Annotated in this window: 1 protein-coding gene; it reads left to right on the plus strand. The window is 33.7% G+C overall.

The genetic code is table 11. The features are described from left to right. Window positions 1-192: 192 nt before the first annotated feature. Window positions 193-1169: IS110 family transposase (locus RAH41_RS22400; protein ID WP_331225464.1), on the plus strand; the 977-nt coding region annotated here is incomplete at its 3' end.

Raw genomic sequence — 1169 nt, forward strand, 5'->3', positions numbered from 1 at the left:
ATGATTACAGTAGCCAGGGTAGAACGTAACTGCCAGTGGGACCATGATCCCGTCGACTAAACTGTTCTCCCTCTACTTATAGAAACATGTTTGAGGCTGGTTGGGACTTGATCCCGAATAACAAGCGAAGCTATGAAACTATAAGAAGAGCTAGAGGTTACTGGTGTATAAAAAAGTGAAGGAGAGATGTTAATGAATCCAGTAGTTGGTCTGGATATTTCCAAAGGAGAAAGTGAAGTACAAGCCTTTTTAAATAAGAGTATTCCTTACGGAAAAAGCTTCAAAATTTATCACACAAGCGAAGGTTTAAATTTCTTTCTACAATTTTTAAAGGAATTAGAAAAGAAGTCATTAGTTAAACCTACTATCATTCTAGAAGCCACAGGACATTATCAAGCACCTGTCATTCAATTCTTAGAGAAATACAATTACTTGTATATTATGATTAATCCTTTAGTGTCTCATCAGTCTAAAAAAACAAGTTTAAGAAAAGTAAAAACTGATGCCATGGATGCCTATAATCTTTGTAAAATGTTTTATAAAGAAGAATTAGAACCCTATAAAAAGCGAGGAATTAATCTCTTAAACCTACGCCATTTAACTAGACAACATGAGGCGATAACTGGTCTGTATATCCAAGCAAAGCTACAATTTCACACCATGTTAGATCAAGTATTTCCTGAATATAGACGCGTATTTGGTGATTTATTTTCTAAAGTATCTTTAAATCTATTAAATGAATTTCCCACCTCTGAAAAAGTTTTAAAAGAATGTGAAGTAAATTTAGCTAAGAAGATCCGTTCACTATGTAAAACACGTTCTTACCAATGGGCATTAAAAAAAGCAGCTAAATTGAAAGAAGCTGCCATGAATAATCCTTTTGATAAAATTATTTACCAAAGTCATTTAATCAGTCTAAATATGTTTATTCAAATGCTTCTTCAATACCAAGAGCACCTATCTATCTTAGAGGAACAAATAGCTACTCTCACTAAAGATATCGAAGAATATAAGATAATCCAGTCTATTCCAGGTATCGGAGAAAAAATCGGTGCAACGATACTCTCTGAAATTGGTGAAATAGAACGGTTTGATCATCCAAAAAAATTAGTAGCCTTCGCTGGAGTTGATCCTAGTGTATTTCAGTCTGGTAAGTTCAATGCCACAAT

It is taken from the genome of Gottfriedia acidiceleris (genome assembly GCF_036421055.1).
GTDB classification, from domain to species: domain Bacteria; phylum Bacillota; class Bacilli; order Bacillales; family Bacillaceae_G; genus Gottfriedia; species Gottfriedia acidiceleris_C.